At 66.9% G+C, this 25,498-nt stretch carries 25 protein-coding genes and 1 pseudogene; 13 read left to right on the top strand and 13 right to left on the bottom strand.

What is annotated here, in order from left to right; translation table 11 throughout:
• The first annotated feature begins 12 nt into the window (after window positions 1-12).
• The 3 genes from G6N34_RS00580 (at window position 13) to G6N34_RS00570 (ending at window position 2,602) form a co-directional block, all read left to right on the top strand.
• Window positions 13-669 (top strand): SatD family protein, encoded by a 657-nt coding sequence (locus tag G6N34_RS00580; RefSeq protein WP_085155761.1) that lies wholly within the window; start codon window positions 13-15, stop codon window positions 667-669.
• Entirely contained in the window at window positions 666-1,394 is a 729-nt protein-coding gene (locus G6N34_RS00575) for a hypothetical protein (RefSeq protein ID WP_085155758.1), read from the top strand. Before G6N34_RS00580 ends, G6N34_RS00575 begins: the two co-directional genes overlap by 4 nt.
• A gap of 95 nt (window positions 1,395-1,489) precedes the next feature.
• Window positions 1,490-2,602 carry an NDMA-dependent alcohol dehydrogenase gene (locus G6N34_RS00570; RefSeq protein WP_085155756.1) on the top strand — a complete coding sequence of 371 codons (1,113 nt, stop codon included), beginning with the start codon at window positions 1,490-1,492 and terminating at the stop codon, window positions 2,600-2,602.
• A gap of 103 nt (window positions 2,603-2,705) precedes the next feature.
• Here the strand turns inward: G6N34_RS00570 and fadA6 are convergent, their stop codons facing one another.
• From fadA6 to G6N34_RS00545, 5 genes are read right to left on the bottom strand one after another with little or no spacing between them, the layout of a single operon-like run.
• Window positions 2,706-3,866 (bottom strand): steroid 3-ketoacyl-CoA thiolase FadA6, encoded by a 1,161-nt coding sequence (gene fadA6, locus G6N34_RS00565; protein WP_085155753.1) that lies wholly within the window; start codon window positions 3,864-3,866, stop codon window positions 2,706-2,708.
• Window positions 3,859-4,497, bottom strand: coding sequence for a TetR family transcriptional regulator KstR2 (gene kstR2, locus G6N34_RS00560; RefSeq protein WP_085155750.1), 639 nt, complete (start codon window positions 4,495-4,497; stop codon window positions 3,859-3,861). The genes fadA6 and kstR2 overlap by 8 nt, the downstream gene beginning before the upstream one ends.
• Window positions 4,498-4,543: 46 nt before the next feature.
• Window positions 4,544-6,100: a bifunctional 3-(3-hydroxy-phenyl)propionate/3-hydroxycinnamic acid hydroxylase MhpA gene (gene mhpA / locus G6N34_RS00555; protein ID WP_085155747.1), complete on the bottom strand. Its 1,557-nt coding sequence runs from the start codon at window positions 6,098-6,100 to the stop codon at window positions 4,544-4,546.
• Complete coding sequence (locus G6N34_RS00550; protein WP_085155744.1) at window positions 6,097-7,035, bottom strand: fumarylacetoacetate hydrolase family protein; 939 nt, start codon at window positions 7,033-7,035, stop codon at window positions 6,097-6,099. The genes mhpA and G6N34_RS00550 overlap by 4 nt, the downstream gene beginning before the upstream one ends.
• The gene (locus tag G6N34_RS00545; RefSeq protein ID WP_085155741.1) at window positions 7,032-8,150 is read right to left on the bottom strand and encodes a VOC family protein; all 1,119 of its coding nucleotides are present in this window, start codon (window positions 8,148-8,150) and stop codon (window positions 7,032-7,034) included. The genes G6N34_RS00550 and G6N34_RS00545 overlap by 4 nt, the downstream gene beginning before the upstream one ends.
• Window positions 8,151-8,269: 119 nt before the next feature.
• Between G6N34_RS00545 and G6N34_RS00540 the strand changes: the two genes are divergently transcribed.
• Window positions 8,270-8,944, top strand: a complete 675-nt coding sequence (locus G6N34_RS00540) for a TetR/AcrR family transcriptional regulator (protein ID WP_085155739.1) — start codon at window positions 8,270-8,272, stop codon at window positions 8,942-8,944.
• On the opposite strand, the gene ipdF is transcribed toward G6N34_RS00540, so the two are convergent.
• Both ipdF and ipdE1 read right to left on the bottom strand, forming a co-directional pair.
• Window positions 8,916-9,704, bottom strand: coding sequence for a (5R,7aS)-5-hydroxy-7a-methyl-1-oxo-2,3,5,6,7,7a-hexahydro-1H-indene-carboxyl-CoA reductase (gene ipdF, locus G6N34_RS00535; RefSeq protein ID WP_085155736.1), 789 nt, complete (start codon window positions 9,702-9,704; stop codon window positions 8,916-8,918). The genes G6N34_RS00540 and ipdF overlap by 29 nt on opposite strands.
• Window positions 9,701-10,867, bottom strand: a complete 1,167-nt coding sequence (ipdE1, locus tag G6N34_RS00530; RefSeq protein ID WP_085155733.1) for an acyl-CoA dehydrogenase IpdE1 — start codon at window positions 10,865-10,867, stop codon at window positions 9,701-9,703. The genes ipdF and ipdE1 overlap by 4 nt, the downstream gene beginning before the upstream one ends.
• A 109-nt stretch (window positions 10,868-10,976) precedes the next feature.
• Between ipdE1 and fadD3 the strand changes: the two genes are divergently transcribed.
• Genes fadD3 through G6N34_RS00505 form a run of 5 tightly spaced genes read left to right on the top strand, consistent with a single transcriptional unit; the run spans window position 10,977 to window position 16,716 of the window.
• Window positions 10,977-12,506: a 3-((3aS,4S,7aS)-7a-methyl-1,5-dioxo-octahydro-1H-inden-4-yl)propanoate--CoA ligase FadD3 gene (gene fadD3 / locus G6N34_RS00525; protein ID WP_085155730.1), complete on the top strand. Its 1,530-nt coding sequence runs from the start codon at window positions 10,977-10,979 to the stop codon at window positions 12,504-12,506.
• Entirely contained in the window at window positions 12,506-13,654 is a 1,149-nt protein-coding gene (locus G6N34_RS00520) for an acyl-CoA dehydrogenase family protein (protein WP_085155728.1), read from the top strand. Before fadD3 ends, G6N34_RS00520 begins: the two co-directional genes overlap by 1 nt.
• Window positions 13,651-14,601, top strand: coding sequence for an acyl-CoA dehydrogenase family protein (locus tag G6N34_RS00515; RefSeq protein ID WP_085155725.1), 951 nt, complete (start codon window positions 13,651-13,653; stop codon window positions 14,599-14,601). Before G6N34_RS00520 ends, G6N34_RS00515 begins: the two co-directional genes overlap by 4 nt.
• On the top strand, window positions 14,602-15,546 hold the full coding sequence (gene ipdE2 / locus G6N34_RS00510; RefSeq protein WP_085155722.1) for an acyl-CoA dehydrogenase IpdE2: 945 nt from the start codon (window positions 14,602-14,604) through the stop codon (window positions 15,544-15,546).
• Between the two features lie 51 nt (window positions 15,547-15,597).
• Complete coding sequence (locus tag G6N34_RS00505; RefSeq protein WP_085155863.1) at window positions 15,598-16,716, top strand: pyridoxal phosphate-dependent aminotransferase; 1,119 nt, start codon at window positions 15,598-15,600, stop codon at window positions 16,714-16,716.
• A gap of 97 nt (window positions 16,717-16,813) precedes the next feature.
• Here G6N34_RS00505 and G6N34_RS00500 read toward each other — a convergent pair whose 3' ends face one another.
• Window positions 16,814-18,262, bottom strand: coding sequence for a hypothetical protein (locus G6N34_RS00500; RefSeq protein ID WP_234813081.1), 1,449 nt, complete (start codon window positions 18,260-18,262; stop codon window positions 16,814-16,816).
• Between the two features lie 344 nt (window positions 18,263-18,606).
• A pseudogene (locus tag G6N34_RS00495) lies at window positions 18,607-18,747 on the bottom strand (MFS transporter); the annotation flags it as partial.
• A 110-nt stretch (window positions 18,748-18,857) separates the two neighbouring features.
• Here G6N34_RS00495 and G6N34_RS00490 point away from each other — a divergent pair.
• A complete protein-coding gene (locus tag G6N34_RS00490; RefSeq protein ID WP_085155719.1) occupies window positions 18,858-19,625 on the top strand; it encodes an alpha/beta fold hydrolase in 768 nt (255 codons plus the stop codon).
• A gap of 98 nt (window positions 19,626-19,723) precedes the next feature.
• Window positions 19,724-19,975 carry a hypothetical protein gene (locus G6N34_RS00485; protein ID WP_085155717.1) on the top strand — a complete coding sequence of 84 codons (252 nt, stop codon included), beginning with the start codon at window positions 19,724-19,726 and terminating at the stop codon, window positions 19,973-19,975.
• 109 nt (window positions 19,976-20,084) lie between these two features.
• Here the strand turns inward: G6N34_RS00485 and hsaB are convergent, their stop codons facing one another.
• From hsaB to hsaA, 4 genes are read right to left on the bottom strand one after another with little or no spacing between them, the layout of a single operon-like run.
• On the bottom strand, window positions 20,085-20,660 hold the full coding sequence (hsaB, locus tag G6N34_RS00480; RefSeq protein WP_085155714.1) for a 3-hydroxy-9,10-secoandrosta-1,3,5(10)-triene-9,17-dione monooxygenase reductase subunit: 576 nt from the start codon (window positions 20,658-20,660) through the stop codon (window positions 20,085-20,087).
• 12 nt (window positions 20,661-20,672) lie between these two features.
• On the bottom strand, window positions 20,673-21,572 hold the full coding sequence (gene hsaC, locus G6N34_RS00475) for an iron-dependent extradiol dioxygenase HsaC (RefSeq protein WP_085155711.1): 900 nt from the start codon (window positions 21,570-21,572) through the stop codon (window positions 20,673-20,675).
• A 12-nt stretch (window positions 21,573-21,584) separates the two neighbouring features.
• The gene (gene hsaD, locus G6N34_RS00470) at window positions 21,585-22,472 is read right to left on the bottom strand and encodes a 4,5:9,10-diseco-3-hydroxy-5,9,17-trioxoandrosta-1(10),2-diene-4-oate hydrolase (protein WP_085155709.1); all 888 of its coding nucleotides are present in this window, start codon (window positions 22,470-22,472) and stop codon (window positions 21,585-21,587) included.
• Entirely contained in the window at window positions 22,472-23,662 is a 1,191-nt protein-coding gene (hsaA, locus tag G6N34_RS00465) for a 3-hydroxy-9,10-secoandrosta-1,3,5(10)-triene-9,17-dione monooxygenase oxygenase subunit (protein WP_085155856.1), read from the bottom strand. Before hsaA ends, hsaD begins: the two co-directional genes overlap by 1 nt.
• 175 nt (window positions 23,663-23,837) lie before the next feature.
• Here hsaA and G6N34_RS00460 point away from each other — a divergent pair, with 175 nt between their 5' ends.
• Window positions 23,838-24,899: a ferredoxin--NADP reductase gene (locus G6N34_RS00460; protein WP_085155707.1), complete on the top strand. Its 1,062-nt coding sequence runs from the start codon at window positions 23,838-23,840 to the stop codon at window positions 24,897-24,899.
• A gap of 23 nt (window positions 24,900-24,922) precedes the next feature.
• Entirely contained in the window at window positions 24,923-25,498 is a 576-nt protein-coding gene (locus tag G6N34_RS00455) for a hypothetical protein (RefSeq protein WP_085155853.1), read from the top strand.

The following is a 25,498-nucleotide window of genomic DNA, read 5'->3' as shown; positions in this document are numbered from 1 at the left end:
TATAATCTTCATATGTCTTCAGTGAAGGCTGGCACTTCATTGGTCCTGGCGCCGCTGATCGGCGATGTCGTCGGATCACGCAGCCACCCCGACCGTCAGGCACTGCATCGGCGACTGTCGACGGCCTTGGCCCTGACCTCGGTGACCGAGCACGCCGTGGACGCACCCGCCCTGACCGTCGGCGACGAGTTCCAGGGCAGCTACGACACGGTCGGCCACGCGATCGACGCCGCACTGTGGATACGCCTGGCTGTCGCCCCCGACGTCGATATCCGATTCGGCATCGGCTGGGGTGGCGTCGCTCGACTCGATGCGGAGTCCGGGATCCAGGACGGTCCGGGATGGTGGGCCGCGCGCGAAGCGATCGAATGGACCGCAGCGGCCCAACAGCAGTCGGGCCTGTCCCACGTCCGGACGGCCTACCGCCTGGCCCCCGCCGACGGTCCCGACCCGGGTGCCGTCAACGCCGCCCTGATGTGTCGGGACCATCTGCTTGGATCGCTGGACCAGCGATCCCTGCGAATCCTGACGGGGCTGCGCGAGGGACGATCCAAGAAGGAGTTGGCGGTGAGCGAGGACATCAGCGCGTCGGCGGTGTCACAGCGCGCCGGCCGGGACGGTCTCGATCTGCTGCTGACCGCTGCCGAGCAGCTTCGAGAGATCCGATGAGCACACTCGCGGTGTTCCTGATCGCCGTCGGCGCCGCGGACATCTGCCGCAGACTCACCGGCGTGCGTTGGGTGCCGTTGGCCACGGGGCCCGTCGCAGTGCTGGCGTGTGCTCTGCTCGGTGGGTTGTGGCGTCTCGGGGACATCGTTCTACTCACCGCGACCGCAGTGTTGTCGGTGCTCTGGGTTCTCCTGTCGGCCCGTGCCGAACGGACGGGCACTCACCAGGGTTCGGCGCTGACGACATTCGGCCTCGGCGTTGGACTGCCGCTCATCCTCGCCGGGTGGACGTCGCCCGTCGGTGGGCTGATCGCCCGCTGGCTGCACTGGGTGGGTGTCGGCGACCTCGACCCGGACCGCGCACTGATGATCGTCGGCGTGGTGCTGCTGCAACTCGTCACGGCGAATCAGTTGGTGCGCTTGATTCTTGGCGCCGTCGGCGCAGTGCGGCCAGCCGGTGAACCTCAGCCTTCAGACCGACTCAAGGGCGGCAGGCTGCTCGGGCCCATGGAGCGCCTGCTCATCGTCGGCCTGGGCCTGGGCGGGCAACTCGGGGCGGCGTCCGCGGTGGTCGCGGCCAAGGGCATCATCCGGTTCCCTGAGCTGAACGCCCAACGCAAAGAGGAGAACGGCTCCGGCATTGATGCGGTCACCGAGTACTTTCTGGTCGGCAGTTTCGCCAGTTGGCTGATCGCCATGGCGGGCCTGGTGCTGGCCCTGCCCTGACTTGACGAATCCGCGTTGTTCAAATCCGCCTCCGCGGTTACCGCCGCGTTCCTAAACTCGGGGCGCAAGAACATCGCGCTACCCGGAGGTTGGCTATGAAGACGAATGCTGCGATTCTCTGGGAGTTCGGCGGTGACTGGACCATCGAGGAGATCGACCTGGACCCGCCGAAGGACGGCGAAGTGCTGGTGTCGTGGGAGGCCACTGGCCTGTGTCACTCCGATGAGCACGTCCGCACGGGTGACCTGCCCGCACCGCTGCCCCTGATCGGCGGGCACGAAGGCGCGGGCATCGTGCAGGAGGTCGGCCCGGGTGTACAGGGCCTCAAGCCCGGCGACCACGTCGTCGCGTCCTTCCTGCCGGCTTGCGGACGTTGCCGGTTCTGTTCCACCGGACACCAGAACCTCTGCGATCTGGGCGCTTTCATCATGGCTGGCACCCAACTCGACGGCAGTTATCGACGCCGCGCCAAGGGGCAGGACATCGGCGTGATCGCGCTGGTGGGCACCTTCTCGCAGTACGGCACCGTGCCCGAGGCGTCGGTGGTCAAGATCGAGGACGACCTGCCGCTGTCGCGGGCCTGCCTGCTCGGCTGCGGGATCACCACCGGTTGGGGTTCGGCGGTCAACACCGCCGACGTCAGGCCGGGTGACACCGTCGTCGTGATCGGCTGCGGCGGCATCGGCAGCGGCGCGATCCAGGGCGCCCGACTCGCCGGCGCCGAACACATCGTTGTCGTCGACATCGTCGGGTCCAAGCGTGACAAGGCAATTGAGTTCGGGGCGACGCACTTCGTCACCTCGATGCCGGAAGCCACGGCCCTGGTGGCGGACCTGACCCGGGGCGTGATGGCCGACTCGGTGATCCTGACCATGGGCCTGCTCGAGGGCGCGATGCTCGAGGAGGCCGCCAACATCATCCGCAAGGGTGGCGCGGTGGTGATGACCGCGATCGCTTCGATCGGCGATGTGACCCCGACGCTGTCGATGACGATGTTCACGTTGTTCCAGAAACGCCTGCTGGGCAGCCTCTATGGCGAGGCCAACCCGCGCGCCGACATCCCGCGGCTGCTCAACCTGTATCGCGAGGGCAAGCTGCTGCTCGATGAGGCCGTCACCCACGAATACAAGCTCGGCGAGGTCAACCTCGGGTATGAGGACATGCGGGCGGGTCGCAACATCCGCGGCGTGATCCTGCACGAGCACTAGCCCCGAAAGCCCGACGAGCGGCCGGAGTTGTACGCATTTCACCGGAGTGTTGCGTACAGACGCCCCGCAAGCGGGGACCCCAGCCCGCTCGCGGGTAAAGAAATCAGAGGCGTTCGATGATGGTGACGTTGGCGGTGCCGCCGCCCTCACACATGGTCTGCAGACCGTAGCGGCCGCCGGTGCGCTCCAGCGTGTTCAGCATGGTCGTGAACAGCTTGGCCCCGGTGGCACCGAGGGGATGCCCGAGCGCGATCGCGCCGCCGCTGGGGTTGACCTTCTCGGGGTCGGCCTTGATCTCCTTGAGCCACGAGATCACCACGGGCGCAAAGGCTTCGTTGATCTCGACGGTGTCGATGTCGTCGATCGACAGACCCGTCTTCTCCAGCGCGTAGCGCGTCGCCGGGATGGGACCGGTGAGCATGAACACCGGGTCGGCGCCGCGGGCGCTGATGTGGTGGATGCGGGCGCGCGGCTTGAGGCCGTGATCTTTGACCGCCTGCTCGGAGGCCAGCAGCACGGCGCTGGCGCCGTCGGAGATCTGGCTGGCCATGGCTGCCGTGATGCGGCCACCCTCGACCAGCGTCTTGAGGCCGGCCATCTTCTCCAGCGAGGACTCACGCGGGCCCTCGTCGACCCGGAACGGTCCGTTCTCGGTCTCCACCGTCACGATCTCGTTGTCGAAGTGCCCGGCGCGGATCGCCGCGAAGGCCCGCTCGTGGCTGGTCAGCGCGAACTGCTCCATCTCCTCGCGGGAGATGTTCCACTTCTCGGCGATCAGTTCCGAGCCGCGGAACTGCGAGATCTCCTGTTCGCCGTAGCGGTGCAGCCACGACTTGGACTCGTTGGTCGGCGAGGTGAAACCGAACGGTTCGGCCACCGTCATCGCCGAGCTGATCGGGATCTGGCTCATGTTCTGCATGCCGCCGGCCACGATCAGATCGGCGGTGCCGGACATGATCGCCTGCGCACCAAAGGAGATGGCCTGCTGGCTGGAGCCGCACTGCCGGTCGACGGTGACGCCGGGAACCTCTTCGGGGAAGCCCGCGGCCAGCCACGACAGCCGGCCGATGTTGCCGGCCTGACCACCGATGGTGTCCAGGCAGCCGGCGATCACGTCGTTCACCGCGGCCGGGTCGACGTCGACGCGGTCGAGCAGCGCACGCCAGCCGAGGGCCCCGAGGTCCACCGGGTGCACCCCGGCCAACGAACCGTTGCGCTTACCCACCGCGGTGCGCACAGCGTCGATGACGTACGCCTCAGCCATCTGATTTCTCCTTCGAATTGGATTGCACTGCAGAGTTGTTCGTGATTCCACCGAGGACGATGGACAGGTATTGTCGTCCGACCTGTTCGGCCGTCAGCCCACGGTCGGGTTGATACCAGCGCACGGACACCCAGGTGGTGTCACGGATGAATCGGTAGACCAGATCGACGTCGAGGTCGGGCCGGAAGTACCCCTCCGCGATGCCCTGGTTGAGCACGTCGACCCACATCTTGCGCTGCTCGCGATTTCGGGTGTCGACGTAGGAGAACCGGGGTTGCGACGACAGTCGCTTGGCCTCGTCCTGATAGATGACGACCTGCGCGTGTCGGTCCTCGATGGCCTCGAACGACGCCATGAACAGGCCCTTGAGCCTCTCCAGGGGGTTGGGCTCGCTGTCGATGATCTCCTGGTAGCGCGCGAACAGCCAGTCCAGGAAACTGCGCAGCACCTCGTCGACCATCTCCTCCTTCGAGGAGAAGTGGTGATACAGACTCCCGGACAGAATGCCCGCGGCGTCGGCGATATCCCGCACCGTGGTGGCCTTCAGACCTCGCTCAGCCATCATCGACGCAGCCAGCGCGAGCAGTTCGTCGCGTCGACTGACGGGAGGGCTGGGCGTATCCGGCGCCATTGGGCAATCCTACCAACCAAGCACTTGTTAGGTCACGCGCGGCTGGTCAGCGGAGGCGCCCCTTGTCATGATGGCGTGCTCCGCAGTGGAAACTGGGCACCCGGTCACACACCACACCGAGGTCGCGGCTGGCGACCATGACCGTGCGATCTGGCCGCACGACTGCCGCCGTCACTCGTCCCCGCCGAAGCCAGTCGGCGGTCACACTTCCCGCAGTGGCGTGGTGAACCCGAGCGCCACGTTCTTCGACGATCCGCCGATCAGACTCGCTGAGCGCGACTGCGGTGACGACACTGAATCCGCGGCCGAGTTCGTCGTCGAGCGAGCCCCCCTCGGGTAGCGGTGGATTCGGGCACAGACCACCTACAAGGCTGCGCCGCAGGGGTTTACGGCAGACGAGGGCTGATCGACGCAGTTGAGGCGTGGTGGAGTCCACGACGCGGCGGCGCACACCAGGCAGCCGATGCAGCCAGGGCACCACCAAGCGACGGATCGCGCTACCGAAGTCACCGCCCGCAGTCATGGCCCAACCGATGGCCAACGCCATCCCGATCATGAAGGTGGTGTGCGGTTTCCGCTCCTGCTCGTAGGTGTCCAGGACGCAGTCAGTGAGATCCCCAGCGAGAACTCCAGCCAGCTTCCAGCACAGGTTCATCGCGTCCCGCAGACCCGCACCCATACCCTGGCCCACAAATGGCGGAGTGAGGTGCGCCGCGTCGCCGAGTAGTAACACCGCTCCCCGTCGCCATCTGTCTGCGACCTGCGCGCGGAACGTGTATTCCGCCACCCGGATCAGTTCGAGATCCGAATCTGCTGCCGCACCGATCCAAGGCGAAAGGAGGGGGCGCAGGGCGTCGAGGGTGGCGAAGTCCTGGACCGATTCGCCGGGTAACAGCCGGAACTCCCACCTGTACCTCGTCGCGCCGATGCGCATGAACGTGCCGGCCCGCCGGGGATCGCAGATCTGGTGCACACCATCCCACTGCCGCAGATCCACGGCGGTGCCGACGTCGATGACCAGCCAGCGCTGGTTGAAGCACAGATCCTTCATCGCAGCGCCGATCCGGGCCCGCACCACACTGTTGGCGCCGTCACAGCCGAGGACGTAGTCCGCCTCGATGTCCCGTTCACGCCCTGTGTTGCGGTCGAGGTAGGTGACCCGGGCCCGCCCCGGTGGCGCAACGTCGACATTAACAACCTCGACATTGCCGCGCAGTTCGGCCAGCGGATGCCGCTGCAGATTCGCCCGCAGCAGGGCCTCGAGTACGGGCTGGTCGAACATGTTGGCCTGCGGGAAGCCATTCCGCCCGGGTCTGGTGTCGCGCCGAAATTCGGCGAGCACCCTCTGGCTGCGATCGCGCAGTTGAAGACCGTGGGCCGGCCGGGATACGGCGGCGAAGGACTCGGCGAGCCCCAGGCGGGCCAAGATGCGGCATACCTCGTCGTCGACGTGCACCGCGCGTGGCTGCGGATACACCTCCGACCACCGATCAAGGGTCACGGTGGCCACACCGTACTGGGCCAACAGGGTGGCGGCCGTGATTCCGGTGGGACCGGCGCCGACGATCACCACCGGCGCGTAGTCGACCCCGTCCGCACTCATGTGTGACGCACCCTCATCCGTTGCGTGCCGAGGTCGATGGCTCCGTCGTCAGTGGCGACTCCGGCCTCGATCAGGTCACCATCCCGCAGGTACTTCGGGTTGCTGGCCTGACGCTTGAAGAAGGCCTTCCACTTCACCGCCGGGGGCAGTAGGTTGCCGATGATCTCGATGGGCTTGGGCGGTGCACTCAGAGCGGTGCCAACCGGCGTGCCGGTCAGGATGAGGTCACCAGCCGAGAGGTCCTGGAAGCGGCTCAGCGCCTGTAGCGCCTGCAGCGGTCGGTACAGCATGTCCCCCTCGACCAAGGCGTTCTGCCGCTCTTCGCCGTTGACACTCAGCCGCAGCCGGAGCTCACCGAACCGCGCCAGTTCGTCGAAGTCAAGCAGCACCAGTTCGGGCCCCACGGGGGTGAACGTGGGATACGACTTGGCCTCGTAGAACTGCGTCTGCGGCAGCTGGATGTCCCGCGCTGAGACATCGTTGGTGATCACTAGTCCCGCAACGTATTCCGCGAGGTTGGCGTCGGTCACCGCCGTGCCCACCGGGAGGCTGCGGCCGATCACCAGTCCGATCTCCACCTCATAATCGAGCAGTTGCACATGGCGGGGCTTGACGACATCGTCGAAGGGTCCGCTGATCGACGCGGAAGCTTTCCGGAAGAACGTCAACGGCACCGTCCGCGGGTCCATACCGGCGTCTCTGACATGGGATTCGAAGTTGGTCATCTGCGCCACCACACGGCACGGCCGGGTCACCGGGGAGAGCAGTTCAAGGGTGTCGAGCGCGACCGTTTCGGTGCGTGCGGCTGCCGCATGGACGGCGGCCGAGTCGGCGATGAGTTCGCCCGTCGTGGCGGCGGTGGTGTCGATCTTGGCGGCACCAGTGGGCGTCTTGACCCACCAGGCATCGGCGGTACGAAGGACGGAGATGGTCATGAGGTGGGTACTTTCAGTAGGCCGATGAGGCGACGGACATCGAATTCGTTTCGTTGACGCAGCGCAGAGAGGATCGAAATCGCCTCAGCTCGAGCAGATTTCGGGTCGACGCCGAGGAAGTCCTTGGACACCGGTGGCCCCCACTGCGACAGCCCTGACGCCGCGAACGGCGCCCAGCCGGGTTCGACGGTGTTGTCGAAGAGGTCGCCGTCGGCGAAGTGCTCGACCAGAAAGCCGTCGGGGTCGCGCCAGTAGTCGAACAGCTGGCTGCCCTGGATGTGTCGGCCAATGCCCCAGGATCGCCGATATCCCCGCTCCGCCAGGTACTCACCGCCCGCGGCCAGCGCGTCGAGGTCGGTGACCTGGTACGCGGAGTGCACGTAGCGGTTGCCCGGTCCGAGCGCCAGCGCCAACGTGTGGTGGTCGGTGGGTGTCGTCCCGCGGTCACACCGGATGAAGCTCATCGTCGGACCGCGGTCGCGCTGGCCGGGTAAGTACAGGAAGTCACTGACGATCATCCCGAGATGCTCCAAGTACCAGTCCAGGGTCGCCCGGTACGTCGTGGACTGCAGCACCACGTGGCCGAGACGTTGGATGCGCGCAGGGACCCGCGGCGGCCGTTGAGTGGCGTTGACGCGGGTCCTCTCGCTTCCGATGTTGAACACCTGCGACGCCTGCTGCGGCAACGCTGGAAGGCGGTCCACCCCGGCCACCACATGCACTGGAATTCCGCTCGGGTCGACGAGGTCGACCGACAGCCCTCCGATGGATTCGGGCAGTGCCCGCGTCGGGGCACCCGCCTTGGCGGCCAGTCGCAGCACGTCAGTCTCGTCGTGGGCACGGAACGCCGTTCCCACGAAGCGACTCCGTGGAGCCCGCCGGAGGATCACGCATGGCCCGCCGGGGTCAGTTCCACGCAGGTGTAACTCATGCGGCGTTCGCAGCGCCACTTGAAATCCGAAGGCGCGCGCGAAGGCCTCTGTCAGCGTCAGGTCGGGCTTCTCAAACTCCAGCCACGCGATGTCCGCGACCTTGATCAACGGATTGCGGGCCCGCCCGGGGTGCTCGCCGCGCCGCGAGGGGTGCTCGCTGTGCAGGTCGTGAAGGGTGCTCATCGCCAGCCTCTCGTTACTGACGGAATCCTCACATCCGACGATATGATCAGTCAAGCAGTTCTGAGGGTTTCGTCAGTACTGACGTCTGATAGGTTGGCGGCACCTGATCGAAAGACGACATGACAGAACTGTCCGACGCCTCCGTCAATCGGTTGCAGCGCCGCAAGCAGCGCACCCGCGCCGCCCTGATCAAGGCTGCGCAGTCCTTCATCGCCGCAGGCAACCTCACCGTGCCGATCCTCGACATCACCCAGGCCGCCGACGTGGGGATGGGGTCTTTCTACAACCACTTCGACAGCAAGGAACAGCTTTTCGAGGCCGCGGTCGCCGAGGTTCTCGACGCCCACGGCGCGCTGCTGGACCAGTTGACCGCCGCCATCGATGATCCCGCCGAGACCTTCGCGGCGAGCTTTCGCCTGACCGGTCGACTCTTTCGCCGTCGCCCACAGGAGAGCCGGATCCTACTGGCCAACGGTACGGACCTGCTGTCCTCGGACCGCGGCCTGGCACCTCGCGCCAAACGCGACATCGCGCTGGCCTTGGCCGCGGGCCGCTTCCATCTCGACGATCCCGACCTGGCGCTGGCGCTGGCAGGTGGAGCCCTTCTGGGAATGGGAAACCTGCTCACTCGCCAGCCCGAACGCGATGACGCCGCCACTGCCGACGACGTCACCCGACGGGTGCTGCGCCTGTTCGGACTGTCCGACGAAGACGCCGCCGAAGTGTGCCGCCGCGCCCTACCCGATATCGAGCCTGATCAGCAGGTCAAGCACGCTGCGACGACACCGAGATGACCTCACCGGTGAGGTAGCTCGAGTAGTCGCTGGCCAGGAAGGCCATGGTCGCTGCGATCTCCCAGGGTTCGGCCGCGCGGCCGAAGGCCTCGTCGGAGGCCAGCCGGTCCAGGAGGTCGGCCGAGCTGGTCTTCTCCAGGAACTTGTGCCGCGCGATGCTCGGCGACACCGCGTTGATCCGCACGCCGTATTCGACCGCCTCGATCGCGCTGCACCGGGTCAACGCCATCACACCGGCCTTGGCCGCGGCGTAGTGCGACTGGGAATGCTGTGCGCGCCAACCCAATACGCTGGCATTGTTGATGATCACGCCACCGTGACCGGCGTCGCGGAAGTAGCGCAGCGCCGAGCGGGTCGCGCGCATCACCGAGGTGAGCGTGACGTTGAGGACGCGGTCCCACTCGTCGTCGGTCATGTCGATCACGGGTGTCTGCCCACCGAGGCCGGCGTTGTTGATCAGGACGTCGATGCGGCCCATCTTCTCCGCGGCCGACGCGATCAGCGCGTCCACGGCCTCCGACGACGTCACGTCGCAGACCACGGAGTCCACCCGGCCAAGCCCCAGTGCGGCGAGTTCGTCCCTGGTCTCGCCCAGGCGGCGCTCGTGGAAGTCGGAGATCAGGACGTCCGCACCCTCGGCGAGCGCGCGGCGGGCCGCCGCCGACCCGATGCCGGTGCCGGCCGCGGCGGTGATCACCACGACCTTTCCGGTGAGCAGGCCGTGTCCGTCGATCTCTTTGGGTGCGATCGAAAGCGTCATCCTTTGACTTCCCTCGGCAGGCCGAGCACACGCTCGGCGATGATGTTGCGCTGAATTTCGTTGGAGCCGCCGTAGATGGTGTCGGCGCGGGAGAACAGGTAAAGCCGCTGCCATTCGTCGAAGTCGACCGAATCGCCGGCCTGCTTGAGCACCAGACCTTCCTTACCCGCGACGTCCATGGCCAGTTCCCCGAGGCCGCGATGCCAGTTGGCCCACAACAGCTTCGAGACGTTGTCCTGCCCAGGCCGTTCCACGTCCATCGTCGCCAGCGCATACGACCGCATGGACCGCAGCCCGACCCAGGCCCGGGTCAGCCGCTCGCGGATCAGCGGGTCGTCGATGGTGCCGTTGCTGCGCGCCAGTGCGACGATGCCGGAGAGCTCACGGGCATAACGGATCTGCTGGCCCAGCGTCGAGACGCCCCGCTCGAAGGTCAGGGTGCCCATGGCCACGCGCCACCCGTCGCCGGGTTCGCCGACCACCAGTGAGGCGTCGGTGCGCGCGTCGTCGAAGAAGACCTCGTTGAACTCGGAGTCACCGGTCAACTGCACGATCGGACGGACCTCGACCCCGGGTTGGTCCAGAGGCACCAGGAGGTAGGACAGCCCTGAATGCCGCTTGGACCCCTTCTCGGTGCGGGCCACCACGAAGCACCACTGCGCCCAGTGCGCCAGCGACGTCCACACCTTCTGGCCATTGATGAGCCACTGCTCACCCGCCGCATCCAGTTCGGCGGTGGTCGACACATTGGCGAGGTCGCTGCCCGCGCCGGGTTCGGAGTAACCCTGGCTCCACAGTTCGGTGACGTCGAGGATGCGGGGCAGGAACCGCTGCTGCTGCTCGGGCGTGCCGAAGGCGATGAGCGTCGGCCCGAGCAGTTCCTCACCGAAGTGATTGACCTTGTCGGGCGCGTCGGCGCGGGCGTACTCCTCGTAGAACGCGACGCGGTGCGCGACCGACAGGCCCCGTCCGCCGTGTTCGGTCGGCCAACCCAGACAGGTCAGACCCGCCTTGGCCAGATGCTGGTTCCAGGCGCGCCGTTCTTCGAACGCCTCGTGCTCACGACCGGGTCCGCCGAGGCCTTTGAGTGCGGCGAATTCACCGACCAAGTTGTCGGCAAGCCACTCGCGGACCTCTGCCCGGAACTTCTGGACCTCCTCCATCCCTGTAGGCTAACCTACCAAGCACTTGCTTTGTTAGCCCGGTGACGATCCCCGCCGGAGAGCGCCGGCGCGCGCGGAACGAGCAGGCAATACGGGTAAGGAGCCACCGATGACGAGCGTCCCGCAGACCACGCCTGCGGTGCTGGACCGGATCTCCCGAACACTGCCCGACCACGAAGCCGTGATCACCGCTGACCGCACACTCACCTACGCCGAACTCCGCGAGGAGGTGCGTCGGGCAGCCGCCGCACTGGTGGAGCACGGCGTCGCCGCCGGAGACCGGGTCGCTATCTGGTCACCGAACACATGGCACTGGGTGGTCGCATGTCTTGCCACGCACTGGGCCGGCGCCGTCGTCGTGCCGCTGAACACGCGCTACACCGCGGCTGAAGCAGAAGACATCCTGGCCCGCACGCAGGCACCGCTGCTCATCGCGTCGGGGGTGTTCCTCGGCGCGGACCGCGCCGCCGATCTCGATCGCACGCGACTGCCGGAGCTGCGCCACATCGTGCGCGTCCCGATCGACACCGACGACGGCACCTGGGACCAGTTCGTGGCCGCCGGTGACGACGACGCTGCACTGGCCATCGCCGACGCGCGCGCGGCCGCCGTCCGCCCCGACGACGTCTCGGACATCCTGTTCACCTCCGGGACCACGGGTCGCAGCAAGGGAGTGCTGTGCGCACACCGACAATCGCTGGCCGGATCGGCGGCATGGGCGGCCTGCGGGCAGGTCACCAGCAGGGATCGCTACCTGTGCATCAACCCGTTCTTCCACAACTTCGGCTACAAGGCTGGGATCCTTGCCTGCCTTCAGACCGGGGCGACGCTGATCCCGCAGTTGACCTTCAATCCCGAGCAGGCCATGCGGGCGGTGGCCGAGCACCACGCCACGGTGCTGCCCGGTCCGCCGACCATCTACCAGACGCTGCTCGACCACCCCAAACGCGCTGAATTCAACCTGAGTTCACTGCGTTTCGCGGTGACCGGCGCCGCCGTTGTCCCCGTGGTGCTGATCGAACGCATGCAGTCCGAACTCGACATCGACACGGTGTTGACGGCTTATGGCCTGACCGAGGCGGCCGGGTTCGGCACGATGTGCCGCGCCGAGGACGACGCCGTGACGGTGGCCACGACATGTGGACGCCCGATCGCCGACTTCGAACTGCGCATCGACTCCACCGGCGAGGTGCTGCTGCGTGGGCCCAATGTGATGCTCGGCTACCTCGATGACCCCGAGGCCACCGCAGCGACCATCGACGCGGACGGTTGGCTGCACACCGGTGACATCGGAACCGTGGACGGATGCGGCAATCTGCGCATCACGGACAGACTCAAGGACATGTACATCTGTGGTGGGTTCAACGTGTATCCCGCCGAGATCGAACAGGTGCTGGCGCGCCTTCCGGGCGTCGCCGAGGCCGCGGTGATCGGCGTCCCCGACGAACGACTCGGCGAGGTCGGCAAGGCTTTCATCGTCCGTCTTCCGGACGCCGACCTCGACGAACAGGCTGTCATCGCGCACACGCGTGAACACCTGGCCAACTTCAAGGTGCCACGTTTCGTGGAGTTCCTGGACACTCTGCCGCGCAACCCCGGCGGCAAGGTGGTCAAACCACAGCTAAGGGAAAGGGTCTGATGGACCTCGACTTCGACGACGAGACGGCAGCGTTCCGCACCGAGGTGCGCGACTTCCTGGAGAGCCATCGCGCCGACTTCCCCACCGAGTCCTATGACACCGCGGCGGGATTCGAGCAGCACCGGCGCTGGGACAAGATCCTCTTCGACGCCGGACTCTCGGTGATCACCTGGCCGAAGGAGTACGGCGGACGCGACGCCACACTGCTGCAGTGGGTGGCCTACGAGGAGGAGTACTTCCACGCCGGTGCGCCCGGCCGGGCGAGTGCGAACGGCACCTCGATGTTGGCCCCCACCCTCTTCGCCCACGGCACCGAGGAACAGCTGGCCCGCGTGCTGCCGAAAATGGCCAGCGGCGAAGAGATCTGGGCGCAGGCCTGGTCCGAGCCCGAGTCCGGCAGCGACCTGGCCTCGCTCCGCTCCACCGCCACCAAGGTGGACGGCGGCTGGAAGCTCAACGGGCAGAAGATCTGGAGTTCGCGGGCCCCGTTCGGCGACCGCGCCTTCGGCCTCTTCCGCTCCGACCCAACCGCCCAGCGCCACCACGGCCTGACGTACTTCATGTTCGACCTCAAGGCCGACGGGATCACGGTGCGGCCCATCGCCCAACTCGGCGGTGACACCGGATTCGGCGAGATCTTCCTCGACGACGTGTTCGTCCCCGACGAGGACGTCATCGGTGTGGCGGGCGAGGGTTGGCGCGCGGCGATGAGCACCTCAAGCAACGAGCGCGGCATGTCGCTGCGCAGCCCCGCCCGGTTCACCGCCGCCGCGGAACGGCTGGTCCGTCTCTGGAAAGAGCAGCCGGACAGCGCGGTTCGTGACATCTTCACCGACCGCGTCGCCGACGCCTGGATCAAGGCCCAGGCCTACCGACTGCAGACCTTCGGCACCGTGACCAGACTGGCCGCAGGCGGCGAACTGGGCGCGGAGTCCTCGGTGACCAAAGTGTTCTGGTCCGACCTGGACGTCGACATCCACCAGACCGCACTGGATCTCCAGGGTGCCGACGGTGAGCTCGCGGACCCCTGGAGCGACGCCCACCTGTTCGCGCTCGGCGGACCGATCTATGCGGGCACCAACGAGATTCAGCGCAACATCATCGCCGAGCGACTGCTGGGACTGCCCCGAGAGGCCAAAGCGAAATGAAATTCGACCTGGATGATCAGCAGCGGGACTTCGCGTCCAGCATCGACGCCGCCCTCGGTGCCGCCGATCTGCCCGCGGCCGTGCGAGCGTGGGCCGACGGTGACACTGGACCTGGCCGCAAGGTGTGGTCGACGCTGGCCGATCTCGGTGTGACCGCGCTCAACGTCGCCGAGGAGCACGACGGCATCGGGGCATCCCCCGTGGACCTCGTGGTGGCTTTGGAACGGTTGGGCTACTGGTGCGTCCCGGGACCGGTCACCGAATCCGTTGCGGTCTCCCCGATCCTGCTGTCCTCCGACGAGCGTAGCGCCGCGCTGGCCGCCGGTGAACTGGTCGCCACCGTCAGCGCATCGGCACAGCCACGCGCAGTCAACGCAGACTTCGCCGGCCTGATCCTGGTGTCCGACGGTCAGGAGGTCCGGGAGGGCAGCGCAGGCGAGGCCCACGATTCGGTGGATCCGAGCCGGAAGCTGTTCGACGTCACGGCCACCGGAGACGGTTGGGCCGCCGACGTCGCGCTGGCGAGCGAGTTCGGCGCACTGGCGGTCGCCGCGCAGTTGGTGGGCGCGGGCCAAGCCCTGTTGGACGCCTCGGTCGAATATGCCAAGCAGCGCACGCAGTTCGGCCGCGTGATCGGCTCATATCAGGCCATCAAGCACAAGCTCGCCGATGTGCACATCGCCCTCGAACTGGCCCGTCCGCTGGTCTACGGTGCGGCACTGTCGCTGGCGGACCGGACGCCGGACACCGCGCGTGACGTCAGCGCGGCCAAGGTCGCCGCCGCCGACGCCGGCCTGCTCGCCGCGCGGTCGGCGCTGCAGACACACGGGGCGATCGGCTTCACCCAGGAACATGACCTGGGACTGCTCCTGCTGCGCGTGCAGGCGCTGCGCTCAGCCTGGGGTACCCCGACCGCACACCGTCGACGGCTGTTGGAGGCACTGTAGATGTCTGACGAACGAAACCTGCTCACCCAGACGGTCCGCGACCTCGTCGCCAAACACGCTGGACCCGAACAGGTTCGAGCGGCGATGGACTCTGAGCTCGGCTACGACGCCAAGCTCTGGCAGATGCTGTGTGAACAGGTCGGCGTCGCCGCCCTGGTGGTCCCGGAGGAGTTCGGCGGTGCGGGCGGCGAGTTGGCCGACGCCGCCGCGGTGTTCACCGAACTGGGCCGTGCGCTGGTCCCCACTCCCCTGCTCGGCACAACGCTCGTCGAGTTGGCCCTGCTGGCCGCCGACGAACCCGACACCGAGACCCTCGAACAACTGGCCGCCGGCGCCGCGATCGGTGCGGTCGCGTTCGATCCCGACTACGTCATCCATGGCGACGTCGCCGACGTGGTCATCGGGGTTGCCGAAGGTGCCCTGATCCGGTGGACCGAGTTCAGCGGTGAGGCCCACCCGACGATGGATCGCACCCGTCGGCTGGCCAAGCTCGCCCCCAGCAGCAGTGAACCGCTGGGCGCCGATCCCGGGCTGGCCGACACCGCGGCCGTGCTGCTCGCCGCCGAATCGGTCGGTGCGGCGTCCCGCTGCCTGGACCTGACCGTGGCCTACGCCAAGGAACGCGTGCAGTTCGGCCGGCCCATCGGCAGCTTCCAGGCCCTCAAGCACCGGATGGCCGACCTGTACGTCAAGGTGCAGACCGCCGGGGCCGTCGTCGAGGAGGCCGTGGCCGACCTGACCCCGACCACCGCGGCGCTGGCCCACATCACCGCGTCGGAGGCCTTCACCGACGTCGTCGCAGAAGCCGTCCAGATCCACGGCGGCATCGCCATCACCTGGGAGCACGACATCCAGCTGTACTTCAAGCGCGCGCACGGCACCGCGCAACTGCTGGGCCAGCCGGCCGAGGTCCTGCGCAATCTCGAGGCTGAGGCGCTGACGTAGCCTCGTAGCGTGAAGACCGCGCTGCGGGCGGGCATCCCGCCGTTCTACGTCATGGACGTCTGGCTGGCCGCCGCCGAACGCCAACGCACCCACGGTGACCTGGTCAATCTGTCGGCGGGCCAACCCAGCGTCGGGGCGACCGAACCCGTCCGCGCCGCGGCGGCCGCCGCCTTGGAGGCCAATCAACTCGGCTACACCGTCGCATTGGGCATTCCGGAACTGCGTGATGCGATCGCGGCGTCCTACGCCGCCAACCACGGCGTGAACGTCGACCGCGACGACGTCGTGATCACGACTGGATCCTCGGGTGGTTTCCTGCTGGCCTTCCTCGCGTGCTTCGACGTCGGGGACCGCGTCGTGGTCACCAGCCCGGGCTACCCGTGCTACCGCAACATCCTCTCGGCGCTCGGATGCGAGGTCGTCGAACTGCCGTGCGGGCCCGACACGCGGTTCCAGCCGACGGCCGAGATGCTGGCGCAGGCTCATGCCGAACGGCCGCTGGACGGGGTGATCGTGGCAAGTCCGGCCAACCCCACCGGGACCGTGATCGAGCCGGCCGAACTGGCCGCGATCGCGTCCTGGTGCGCGGAGTCCGGGATTCGGCTGATCAGCGATGAGGTCTACCACGGGCTGGTGTATCCCGGTGCGCCGCAGACCAGTTGCGCATGGAGCACGTCCCGCGACGCGTTCGTGGTCAACAGCTTCTCGAAGTATTTCGCCATGACCGGGTGGCGCCTGGGCTGGCTGCTGGTGCCTGAGTCGCTGCGGCGCACCGTGGACTGCCTGACCGGGAACTTCACCATCTGCCCGCCGACGCTGTCGCAGGTGGCCGCCGTCGCCGCGTTCACACCGGAGTCGGTGGCCGAGGCCGAGGGCCATCTGGAGCACTACGGCGCCAACCGGACCCGTCTGCTGGACGGCCTGCGGGGCATCGGACTCGACAGGTTGGCGCCCACCGACGGGGCGTTCTACGTCTACGCCGACGTCTCGAAGTACACCGATGACTCACTGTCCTTCTGCGAGCGCCTGCTGGCCGACACCGGTCTCGCGATCGCTCCCGGTGTGGACTTCGACACCACTCGCGGTGGATCGTATGTGCGCCTGTCGTTCGCCGGACCGACCTCCGACATCGACGCCGCAGTCGAACGAATAGGCGCCTGGCTGCGGTGATTTGGGATCCTGACATGCGAACGGGCCCCCTTCGACAGTGTCGAAGGGGGCCCGCCTCATATGCGTCTCAGCGCGTTCGCGTTCGATGCATCATGCGTCAGGAGTCGGAATCCGAACCGCCGCTGGAGCTGCTGGAGCTGCTGCCGGAGTCGGTCGAGTCGCTCGACTTGCTCTCCTTGGCGGCACCGGCCCTCTTCTCGGCGCGAGCCTCACGGGCGGCGGCAGCCTTCTCCTTGGCGGCCTCGACCCGCTCCTTGACGACCTGGGCGCGAGCCTCGCGGGCCTCCTTGGCCTCGCTGATCTTGGCCTTGATTCGATCCGCCGCGGTGGTCTTGCCCTCGGTGTCACCCTCGAGGCTGGCCGCGCCACCCTCGGAAGCGGTGCCCTCCTCGACATCGGTCGAGACCGGCGCAGGGGATTCGACCTTCACGAGCTCAACGACCGGTGCGGCCTTCTCGACGGCCGGCTCAACCTTGTCGAGCTCCACCGTGGGCTCCGGGTCCACGGTCTCGAGCGCGGGCGCGTCGAGCACGCCGGCTGGGACCTCGGAGACCAGGGCGGTCGTCGTGGTCGGGGCGGGCGGCGCGATGGCGGCGGCCAGCTGCTTGGGGATGTTGATGAGCAGGGTCTGGAACAGACCGGCGACGGCGCCCGTCTCGCCCGGCTCGGCGAAGGTGAGCAGGGCCGGCCACTCGGCGTAGCCACCGGTGCCGGTCTCCGGATCCTCATCGGCGTAGTCGAAGCCATTGAGCACCGCGTTGGCGAGGATCGCCGGGGTGTTGATCACGGCGTTGAGGGCGCCCACGATGTCGCCCTTGCTGATCGCTTCGACCGTCGCCCCTACGACGCGCGTGAGCTCGAACACCGCGCCGCTGATGGTGCCGAACACGCCCTGGAACAGGCCGGTGACGACGACGGCACGGGTGAAGGTGGCCGCGACCAGGTTCGTGAAGTTCTGCGCGATCTGCTCCGGGATGCCCGCGAAGTACTCGGTCCCGCCGCGCGGGATGCCCGACAGGAAGACACCCGGTGCGATGAGCGGACCGAAGGCTGCGTTGAACGCGTACAGCATGGAGTGGTTGAACCAGCGGTAGGCCTCGCCGAGGTCGCCGGCTTCCAGCGCGACCCTGGCCATGTCCAGACGGGCCTTGCCGTTGCTGCCCTCCCACCAGGTCTCCACGCTGGTGGGGATGGACCCGAACGCCCCGAAGATCTTCTCCAGGTAGCCCTTCTGGTTCTCCAGCACCTGGCTCAGCAGCGGGGCCGGGTCGTTCACCACCGCAGAGCCGAGAAGGCTCAGGTTGTTGAACGTTTCGTTGAAAACGGAGCCGTAGATCTCCAGCGGCGAGGCGGTGGCGTTCAGCGCAGCCGTCAGGTCGTACGCATGGCTCTGGACCTGCGGAAGAGCCGTCGTGGCGTTCGGCGCCACGACCGGCGTGACGGCAATGGCGCTGGCGCCCAGCACTGCGACCGTGGCAAGCGCGAGCTTGTCCTTGCGGGTCACGACCGGCGTAGCGGCGATGGCGGAAAAGCCAGGATGTTGCACGTAGATCTCCCTGGTGGTTAGGGGGTTAACTGAGGAACGGCTGAAAATTACCTGAAATTTACCTTAGTCACAATAGGTTTGCCTTACCTACTTTAGGGTAGGCTCAATTGGCTTCCACAAAGGGGGTCGCGCAGAATGTTAGTCGGTTGACCTTTTCTGTGGAGGGCTCCGTTCGCGACGTCCGCTCATAGCCCTCGGACACCCCTTGCCGATGTGGCCGAACCCGCAAATCTCCAGCTGGAGGCCCTCCGCTGCGGACAATCCGAGCCTCGCGCCGCTCCCGACAGCTGCCCAGTGGTCCACACGTGGGGTCCCACACGTCAAGGAATCACCTCAGCGGTATACGAGGAGTCGTACTTCTTGAGCAGCCCGGTCGCGATGCTCGGAGCGACCGAACCCGCGGCGATCGCAGTGACCTGATAGCCAAGGGAGACACCGGAATACCTCATCCGGGTCGGAAACATCTCGGACATGATGGCCGGCTGGCATCGCCTGCGCTCCGGAGTGTTCCCCACATTCCCTGGCCCGGCAACGACCCAACGCGAATGCGCAGAATGCTTGCGGCACAGTGTCCGCGCGTGGTGCAGTCGACGCCATGCCCGTCTTCGACACCGACCGCGGTCCGGTCTACTACCGACACTGGGCCGCGCCCGAACCTCGCGCGGCAATCGTCTTTCTGCACGGTTTCGGCGAGCACACAGGCCTGTATCACCGCTACGGCTTCGCGTTGAACGCCGCCGGATTCGACCTGTGGGCCGTTGATCAGTACGGCCACGGTCTGAGTCCCGGTGCGCGCGGCGACTTCGTCTCCGCCGCCGCGAGTTCGGCGCTCGCCGATCAACTGACCGAGCACGTCGCCCGAGAACACCCTGGATTACCGCTGGTGGCGCAGGGGCATTCGTTCGGATCGGTGGTGACCCTGTTTCGGCTGCTCGCGGAACCGGATCGGTATCGCGCGGGCGTGATCTCCGGTGCACCGCTGGTCCCGCTGCGCGAGATGCTCGACGCAGACACCTCTTTCAACCTCGACCCGTCCTGGCTCTCGCGGGACCCGTTCTATCTCGACTCGTTGCAACATGATCCGCTGGCGTTCGTCGACGCCGACGGGGCCGCACTGGGCCGCGAACTCGACGCTGCCTGGGACCGCATGGGATCGGAATTGCCCACGTTGACGACCCCCACGCTCGCGGTCCACGGCAGTGGGGACCCGATCGGCCCCGTCGGCGCGGTGCGCGCCTATGCCGAGCAGATCGAGGCGTTGCAACTGCGTGAGTTCACGGATTCCCGCCACGACGTGCTCAACGACATCGAGCACCGCGAAGTGGCGGCCGCGATCGTGGAGTTCATCGACGCACACCTGTAGTTATCCACAGGGATTATCCACAATGTGAATGAATCACACGCGTGTTATTTGGCCGGGACGGCCGCTGGCGTAGAGGCCACCCACTAGGGTGACTCCTTGTGTTGAGACGAGCAGCGATAGCGACATTTGCGGCCGCCACCGGCACCGCTGCTGCGGTCGCATTCGCGGGCACTGCCAGCGCGGATCCCGGCGGCCCGCCGCCCTGCGGCCCCTTGGGCTTCGTCTGCAATATGTTGCCGATGATGCCCGAGTTGGATCACGACCTCGATCTCACGCAGAATCAGCCGCCCGCCACGATCGACACCGAGAACTCGGTGCCGGCTGACGCGTGCGCCATGGGCTGCGTCTAGCCCTTTCTCTGCGCCCCGAGTTGGCTCTTCGCGCCTCTTCCTGGGAAAACGGGTCAGCAAGTCAACTTTCGGCGACGGGTGGCGGGCTCCGGCGCAACCTGTGTTGGGGTCAGAGCCAGGTGTCGGGCGTCGTGGCGGTGATGAACGCCTCAAGATCGTCGCGCCACTGCGCCGGGGTGTTCTTGTCCGGTTCGATGCCGGTGTATTCACCCCGATAGAACAGCAGCGGTCGCGGCTTCTTCTTGGGCACCTCCGACAGCGAGTGCACCTTCCCGAAGACCACGTTGTGATCACCGCCGTCGTGCACCGAAGCGACCGTGCAGTCGATGTGCGCCAGCGTGCCGTCGATCACCGGCGACCCGAGCGGTGACGGTGTCCAGTCGATGCCCGCGAACTTGTCCGGTTCCTTGGACCCGAACCGCGCCGACACGTCCTTCTGCTTCTCATGCAGGATGTTGACGCAGAATCGCCCGCTGGCCTCGATCGCGGTCCACGATCGCGACACCTTCGTGGGGCAGAACAGCACCAGGGGCGGGTCCAGTGACAACGCCGCAAACGACTGACAGGCGAATCCCACCGGCTTGTCCTCGTGCACGGTCGTGATGATCGTGACGCCGGTGCAGAACTGACCGAGCACAGTGCGAAATGTGCGCGGGTCGATGCCTGCACCGGGTGCACCGCTCATCTTCAGTCCCGCCTACTTGAACCCGATGCTGAAGTCGTGGCCCCACAGGCTGACCGCGGTGCTCTCCCGCGCGATCCAGCCGTGGTCGTCGACTTCGAGTCCCTCGCAGCCGAATTCGACGTCGAAGCCGCCGGGGGTCTTCATGTAGAACGACAGCATCTTGTCGTTGACATGGCGACCAAGCGTGGCCGACATCGGCACCTTGCGCCGCAGTGCGCGGTCCAGGCACAGGCCCACGTCGTCGCTGTTCTCGACCTCGACCATCAGGTGGACGATGCCGCTGGGCGTCTCGCCGGGCATGAACGCCAGGCTGTGATGCCGCGGGTTGACCCCGAAGAACCGCAGCCAGGCCGGCGGACCGTCAGCGGGCCGTCCCACCAACTGCGGAGGCAGCCGCATCGAGTCCCGCAGTTTGAAGCCCAGCACGTCGCGGTAGAAGCGGGTGGACTCGGCGTCGTCCTTCGTGGTCAGCACCACGTGGCCCAGGCCCTGCTCCTCGGTGACGAAGCGGTGCCCGTAGGGGCTGACCAGCCGGCGATGCTCGAGCGCGACACCGTGGAACACCTCCAGGGTGTTGCCCGACGGATCATCGAACGTGATCATCTCGTCGACGCGGCGGTCCGCAAGTTCGGCCGCGGTGGCCTCCTTGTACGGCGTGCCGTCGGCGTCGAGACGATTCCGAATCTCCTGCAGCTCACCGGCGTTGGCGGTCTCCCAGCCCGACTGCAGCAGCCGGTCGTGATCGCCCGGGATGATGACCAGGCGCGCGGGGAACTCGTCCATCCGCAGGTACAGCGCACCCTCGGTGGTACCCGAACCCTCGACCATGCCGAGGACCTTCAGCCCGTATTCGCGCCACGCGGCCATGTCGGTGGCCTCGATGCGCAGATAACCCAGTGACCGGATGCTCATCGCGGTGCCTCCCTACTGTCCGTCCAGGAAGTCGATGGTGAGCTTGTTGAACTCATCGAACTTCTCCAGCTGTGCCCAATGTCCACACTGCCCGAAAACGTGCAGCTGTACACGCGGAATCTGTTTGAGCGCGACAAGCGCCCCGTCGAGCGGATTGACCCGGTCCTCGCGGCCCCAGATCAGCAGCACGCGCTGACGCAGCTTGTAGGCGTCGCGCCACATCATGCCGAGCTCGAAGTCCGCGCCGGCGAACGAGCGGCCCATCGCCTTGGTCGCGGCCAGCGACTCCGGTGTGCTGGCGATCTGGAAGCGCTCCTCGACCAGTTCCGGCGTGATCAGGCTCTGGTCGAAGACCATGATCCGCAGGAACTTCTCGATGTTCTCGCGCGTGGGTTCGGCGGCGAACCTGCCCAGCAGCTTGACGCCCTCGGTGGGGTCAGGCGCGAACAGGTTGACCGAGAGCCCGCCCGGACCCATCAGCACCAGCCGGCCCGCGCGCTTCGGATTGTCCAGCGCGAAACGCACAGCGGTGCCACCGCCGAGCGAATTGCCCACCAGCGCGGCGCGTTCGATGCCCAGGTGATCGAACAGGTTCAGCAGCGCGGTGGCACTGTACCGGTTGTACTGCTCGTGCTCGGTGTGCTTGTCCGAGTGCCCGTACCCGGGCTGGTCAACGGCCAGCACATGGAACCGGCTGGCCAGCACGCCGATGTTGCGGCTGAAGTTCGACCAGCTCGAGGCGCCCGGTCCGCCGCCGTGCAGCAGCACCACCGTCGGCGCCGACGGATCGCCGGCCTCGTGGTAGTGCAGCCGCATGTCGTCGCGCACCTGCGCGAACCGCGACGTCGACTCGAACGTGACCTCCTGCTGCTGGGCAGCTTCGACGGCGAAGTCCGTCATCAGACCATCGTGTCGGCCGGCGGCAGGCCGAACTCGTTGTTGCCGAAGATCATGTACGCACGCTCGGGATCGTTGGCCGCGTGCACGCGACCCGCATGCGCATCACGCCAGAACCGCTGCACCGGAGCGTCGTTCATGAGTGCGGTGGCACCCGCGGCCTCGAACAGGCGGTCGATGGACGCGATGGCGCGGCCTGTGGCGCGCACCTGGTCGCGGCGGGCGCGGGCCCGCAGCTCGAACGGAATCTCCTTGCCCTCCACCAGCAGCGCGTACTCGTCGCCGACGTTGCCGATCAGCTGACGCCAGGCCGCGTCGATGTCGCTCGCGGCTTCCGCGATGCGGATCTTGGCGAACGGATCGTCCTTGGCCTTCTCGCCGGCGTAGGCCGCGCGCACCCGCTTGCCCTGATGCTCGACGTGCGCGTCGTACGCGCCATAGGCCATGCCCACGATGGGGGTCGAGATGGTGGTGGGATGGATTGTGCCCCACGGCATCTTGTAGACCGGCGCGGAGTTGGTCTGGTAACCGCCTGCGGTGCCGTCGTTCATGGCGCGGTAGGACAGGAAGCGGTGCCGGGGCACGAACACGTCCTTGACCACCACGGTGTTGCTGCCGGTACCGCGCAGGCCCACCACATGCCACACGTCGTCGATCGTGTAGTCCGTCCGCGGGATCAGGAAGCTGCCGAAGTCGACCGGCTTGCCGTCCTTGATGACCGGCCCGCCGAGGAACGCCCAACTGGCGTGGTCACAACCCGAGGACCAGTTCCAAGCGCCGTTGACCAGGTAACCGTCGCCGGTCTCGGTCACCACGCCCACACCCATCGGTGCGTACGACGACGACACCCGGACAGTGCTGTCCGCGCCCCAGACGTCCTCCTGGGCCTTCTGGTCGAACAGCGCCAGGTGCCAGTTGTGGATGCCGAGGATGCCGGCCACCCACCCGGTCGAACCGCAGGCGCTGGCCAACCGGCGAACCGCTTCGTAGAAGACCGTCGGGTCGCACTGCAGGCCGCCCCACTGCTCGGGCTGGATCAGTCGGAAGAACCCGACGTCCTGGAGGTCCTGCACGTTCTCGTCGGGCAGACGGCGCAGATCCTCGGTGGCCTGAGCCCGCTCGCGCAGCTTCGGCAGAAGTTCGTCGATGCCGGCCAACACCGTCTGCGCATCGAGCTGTTGAATGGACGTCACTGGATTGCCTCCCACGGGCGGGCTGATCGCGTACATCAGAAATGCTGAAGCCAGACTAGAACACGTTACGATTTGTGTCGAGCAGCGTCCTCATACAGCCGCTGGACCTGCAGAGGTTCGTTTTTGTAACCTGTTCTAGTTGTGTAGTGATCGAGTACTGAGAAAGGGTGTACCGGTGACCGACGAGCCTCTGGGCAGCCACGTGCTGGAACTGCAGGTGGCGGACGTCATCGCCGAGACCGACGACGCACGGTCGCTGGTCTTCGCGGTGCCGGACGGTGCCGAGATCCCCGCTGAACGACTCCGCTACTCCCCCGGGCAGTTCCTGACCCTGCGGATCCCCTCCGACCGGACGGGATCGGTCGCCCGCTGCTACTCGCTGTGCACGTCCCCGTTCAGTGACGACGCGCTGGCGGTCACCGTCAAGCGCACGGCGGGCGGCTACGCGTCGAACTGGTTGTGCGACAACGCCCATCCCGGCATGCGCATCCACGTGCTGGCGCCCTCGGGAACCTTCGTGCCGAAGGACCTCGACACCGACTTCCTCCTGGTGGCGGGCGGCAGCGGCATCACACCGATGATGGCGATCTGTAAGTCGGCGCTCTCGGAGGGCTCCGGTCAGGTGACGCTGATCTACGCCAACCGCGACGAGGGCTCGGTGATCTTCGCGGACGCACTGCGCGAACTGACCGCCAAGCACCCCGACCGTCTTTCGGTGGTGCACTGGCTGGAGTCCGTGCAGGGCCTGCCGAGTGCACCCGCACTGGCCCGCCTGGCCGCACCCTTCACCGACCGGCAGGTGTTCATCTGCGGCCCCGGCCCGTTCATGGCCGCCGCACAGGACGCACTGGGCTCGCTGTCCGTGCCCGCCGACCAGGTGCACGTCGAGGTGTTCAAGTCGCTGGACAGCGACCCGTTCGCCAAAGTCGTGATCGACGACAGCGACGACGACGATCAGGGGCCGGCGACTGCCGTCGTCACCCTGGACGGGACGACCCACGAGATCAACTGGCCGCGCAAGGCCAAGCTGCTCGACGTGCTGCTCGACAAGGGCCTCGACGCGCCGTTCTCGTGCCGCGAGGGCCACTGCGGCGCGTGCGCGGTGCTGATGAAGAACGGCGCGGTCGATATGGAGATCAACGACGTGCTGGAGCCCTCGGACCTCGAGGAGGGCCTGATCCTGGGCTGCCAGGCCACACCGGTGTCCGATTCGGTCGAAGTGACCTACGACGAATAGCTGACGGGATACTTTCGATGATCATGCGGCGACTTGCAGTGCTGACCGGCGGACTCGCGGTGCTGGCCGCCATGACCCAACCCGCTCTGGCGGGCGCGGCCTTCGACAGCGGCGACGCGTCCATCCCCGTGGACGGAATCACCCAACTCGAGGTCCACACCACCGCCGACTGCATCCCCGGCGAGAACCGGTGCCACTTCACGGCGCGGGCCAACCTGATGACACCCGACGGTCCGATCACGTTCCCCAACGACCTGTGGGCGCGGCAGACGGTCACCGTGCGCAGCATGGCCCGCAACGTCTGGCAGGAGGTCGACTACAGCTCTCCGTCGTGGGCCCCCCGAGAGACCAAGGGCGGCAACTACGACGGTGTCCTGTCGAAGATGTTCCGCTCGCCGACCAACGTCGAGATCACCAACGTCTACTACGGCGGCGGACCACTCGAGCGGTTCACCGTCGCCGGCAGTTCGGTGCCCACGGACTGGAACACCGGCAGGCCGGCCACCGACTCCGACTTCATCGTCTGCACGAACATCCAGGTGGTCTACTCCGGCGTGAACCTCACGTCACCCAGCGCCTGCAGCCACACCCGGTTCTGA

The organism is Mycolicibacterium confluentis (assembly GCF_010729895.1).
Lineage (GTDB): Bacteria > Actinomycetota > Actinomycetes > Mycobacteriales > Mycobacteriaceae > Mycobacterium > Mycobacterium confluentis.
This window is presented reverse-complemented; position numbering and strand designations above follow the sequence as displayed.